At 63.5% G+C, this 3,621-nt stretch carries 3 protein-coding genes and 1 pseudogene; all 4 read right to left on the bottom strand.

Annotated elements, in window-relative coordinates; all coding sequences use genetic code 11:
• A pseudogene (locus tag EOA29_RS29055) lies at nucleotides 1-486 on the bottom strand (ABC transporter permease); the annotation flags it as partial.
• The gene (locus tag EOA29_RS29050; RefSeq protein WP_127221952.1) at nucleotides 486-1,355 is read right to left on the bottom strand and encodes an ABC transporter permease; all 870 of its coding nucleotides are present in this window, start codon (nucleotides 1,353-1,355) and stop codon (nucleotides 486-488) included. The gene EOA29_RS29050 and the pseudogene EOA29_RS29055, both read right to left, overlap by 1 nt.
• A 28-nt stretch (nucleotides 1,356-1,383) precedes the next feature.
• Nucleotides 1,384-2,448: an ABC transporter substrate-binding protein gene (locus EOA29_RS29045; RefSeq protein WP_126092967.1), complete on the bottom strand. Its 1,065-nt coding sequence runs from the start codon at nucleotides 2,446-2,448 to the stop codon at nucleotides 1,384-1,386.
• A gap of 40 nt (nucleotides 2,449-2,488) precedes the next feature.
• Entirely contained in the window at nucleotides 2,489-3,463 is a 975-nt protein-coding gene (locus EOA29_RS29040) for a PfkB family carbohydrate kinase (protein WP_126092966.1), read from the bottom strand.
• Between the last annotated feature and the right edge of the window lie 158 nt (nucleotides 3,464-3,621).

Below are 3,621 nucleotides of genomic sequence, written 5' to 3'. Positions count from 1 at the left end.
TTCCTCGAGCTCAGGCGCGAAGGTCTGCAGCCGGGCCGACACGACGACGATCACATAAGGCAGCGCCAGCGCGACATGGCCGAGTAGGATGGCGATGAGCCCGCGGCCGATGCCGAAGAAGAAGATCAGCATCGCCGTGCCGGTGATCAGCCAGGGAATGGCGATCGGCGGAAAGAGCAGCGCCTGCAGGAATTTCTTGCCGCGGAACTCGTAGCGATAAAGCGCCAGCGAAGCCATCGACCCCAGCACCGTCGAGATGATGGTGGTGATGACCGCGATCTCGATGCTGTTCCAGGTCGCCGCGATCAGCTGGTCGTTCTGCTGGAGCGAGGCATACCAGTCCGTCGTCCATTCGAGGGGCAATTGGTAGAAGGGCGAGGCGTTGAATGACATCAGCGCCATGATGATGATCGGCAGGTAGAGGAAAGCGAGCAGCAGCACGATGTAGAAGCGCCCGAGCCATTCGAGCATGCGCGTCGTCGCCATCAGCCGGCTCTCCGCAAGATCGGCGCCGCCAGCGCCAGGATGATCAGCACCACCGCGAGCAGGATGAAGGACAGCGCAGCGCCGAGCGGCCAGTTGAAGACGGCGACGAACTGGTCCTCGATGATTGTCCCGTAGAAGGTGCCGGTGCGCCCGCCGAGGATGCGCGGCTCCATGAAGGAGCCGACGACCGGCACGAAGATCAGCGCCGCGCCTGCGATCAAACCAGGCATCGACAGCGGGATGATCACCCGCCACAGCACCTGCCGCCGCGAGGCGCCGAGCGAACGCCCGGCCTCGATCAGCGAGTCGTCGATCGCCTGCAGCGTCAGGTAGCAGGTCAGCACCATATAGGGCACATAGGAGTGCACCAGGCCGATGATGACGGCTGGATAGGAATACATCAGGTCGATGTTGATCTTGAACGGCAGCACGGCGTTGAGCGCTGTGTCGAGGATGCCGCCCTCGCGCAGCACCATCGCCCAGGAGAAAATGCGCACCAGGCCGTTCGACCAGAAGGGCAGGATGACGAGCAGGAAGATCGCCTCGCGGCTGCGCCCTTTCAGCACCTTGGCCAGCACATAGGCCGCCGGATAGCCGATGACGACGCACCACAGCGTCACCTCGAGCCCGAGCCGCAAGGAGGCGAACAGCAGTGTCGAGTAGAGGCTTTGCGAGAAGAAGGTCGCGTAGTTGCCGAGCGTGAACGCCCATTCCTTCCCGGCCAGCGGCAGGTCGGTCATGAAGGAGAAGAACATCATGGCCGACAGCGGCAGGAAGAGCGCCACCGTCAGCCAGAGATAGGCAGGAAGAAGAAGCGGCAGGGCGGGCTTCAGTCCGCGGCGCGAACCGGTCGCGAGCTGGTCAGCCATGATGCCTCTCCTCCCCGAAAGACGCCAACTACTTCACGTTGACCTTAAGCTCCTGCCAGAGCCCCAGATATTTCTCGCGCTGTTCGTCGGTGATCGGCGCCTGGAACTGGATGCGCTTGGCGACCTCGGGGCTTCCCATGACCTTGCGGTTGAAGGCATCCTCGGGCAGAGCCTCGACGGCCTTGGTGTTGGCCGAAACCGGCGCGCCGACCTCGGTGACCCATTCGACATAGAATTTCGGATCGATCATGTAGTTGATGAAGGCCTCGGCGCCGGCAACGTTCTTGGAACCGGCGGGAATTGAGAAGGCGTCGAGCCAGGCGACGGCGCCTTCCTGCGGGATGACCAGCGAGACCGGCAGCTTGAAATGCGTCTTGGCGCGGTCGGCCGAGCCGCTCCAATAGGTGCCGATGTCGATTTGGTTGGAGGCGACCATCTGATTCCAATCGTTCTCCGAGCTCCAGAAGGTCTTGATCTGCGGCATCAGCGAGGTGAGCTTCGTCTTGACCGCTTCCATATCCTTGATGTCGTTGATGTTCTGGCCGCTGGCGATAGCCCCGAACTGCACGGCTTCGACGGCGTCGTCGCGAATGATGACGCGGCCCTTATGCGCTGGATCCCACATCTCGGCGATGCTCGTCGGCGGCTTGTCGAAGGACTTTTCGTTGATGGCCAAAGCGGTCAGGCCCCAGACCCACGGCACGCCATAGGCCTTGCCGTCATGGTTGAGCATCGGCGAGCCGGCCTTGTCCTTGGCGATGTCGGCATAGTTGGAGAGCTTCGACGTGTCGATCGGCTGGATCAGCTTGCCGGCCATCGCCTGATCGTTGAAGGCGGCGTTGATCATGACGACGTCATAGAGGCCCGGATTGGTCCTGAGCTTCGTCAGCATCTCCTGCTCGGAATTGAAGAAGTCGTTGACCACCTTGAAGCCGGTCGCCTTCTCGAAATTGGCGACAGCCCACGGCTCGTCGGCGCCGTAGCCCTTCCAGTTGAGCACATGCACTTCTTCGGCAGCCTGGGCGGAGAGCGTGAGTGCTGAAACGAAGACGGCGGTCGCCGCCAGAAAAGCGGTCAGTCTGGGCATGCGCATGTTTGTTTTCCTCTCATTGTTGGCCCGGTTGATGGGCTTGTTAAGTTGCAGTCGCTTCCTCCCAGTCATGCGCGATCGTTGCTTGATCGCGATGGCTCAGGAATCCCTGGATCTCTGTGTCCGTCGGCGCCGAAGACCCGCCATGGCGGGTGACGGAAAGGGCCGCTGCCGCATTGGCGTAGCGGGCCGCTTCGCAAGGCGACAGGCCACGCGACAATGCGCTGACGAAGGCGCCGATATGCGTATCGCCGGCGCCATTGGTATCCACGGCGTGGACCGCGAAGCCGGGGATCGCCCGCGTGCCACCGTCGGCCATCCGCACCAGGCAGCCATGCGCACCGGCCCGAATGACGACGCCCTCGGCCTTCGGGCAGTGCTCGGAGAGCAACCGGACGGCGACGGTCTGTGCATCACCGGCGCCGGCGATTTCGGCGGCCTCATCGGTGTTGCAGCTCAGCCATGTCGTGCGCGCGAGCACCCTGTCCAGGATCGGCCGCGGAATCTCCGCGATCACCGGTGTCGGATCGAAGACGAATGGAATTTCCGCCGGCAGCGCCTCGATCCAGTCGGCGAGGGCTTCGCGGCTGCCGGGATAGCTCAGCGTGTAGCCGGAGGTGAAAACCCAATCGCCCGGAATGACTTGGACGGGCGTCATCATGTCCGGTGTGAGCACGCTCTCTGCGCCTGGCCAAGAGACGAAGGTTCGCTCGGCGTCGCCGCTGATCATGGCGACGCAATTGCCGCTGTCCATGAGCGGCGATGGCGGCGTCAGCGTCTCGATGCCTTCGGCGGCGAAAGCGGCGCGCAGGAAATCGCCATCAGGTCCCGTTCCCAACTGGCCGCCGAATACAACCTTCATGCCGGTGCGGCTCGCCGCCACCATCATGTTGAAGCCGCCGCCGGGGACACGCGCGTAGCTCGACGCGGTCTTTTCGGTGCCGGGCGCCGGCAAGGTATCGATGCGGTAGACATAGTCCACCACGGCGCTGCCGATATGGACGAGACGCCGGCTCATGCCGCAGCCTCCTTGCCGGAACTGCGCGCGACCCTCGCCGAAACAAGATCGTTGGCCAGAGCGCGGACCTCCGCGAGGTCGATGCCTTTCAGCCTTGCGACGCGATCCTGCGGCAGGCGAGACAGGCCGGCACAGGCGCCGGCCATGCCGGCGGCAAT

The organism is Mesorhizobium sp. M1E.F.Ca.ET.063.01.1.1, from assembly GCF_003998155.1.
Classification (GTDB): domain Bacteria; phylum Pseudomonadota; class Alphaproteobacteria; order Rhizobiales; family Rhizobiaceae; genus Mesorhizobium.
The sequence above is the reverse complement of the archived record's forward strand: the minus strand, read 5'-3'. Positions and strand labels throughout refer to the sequence as shown.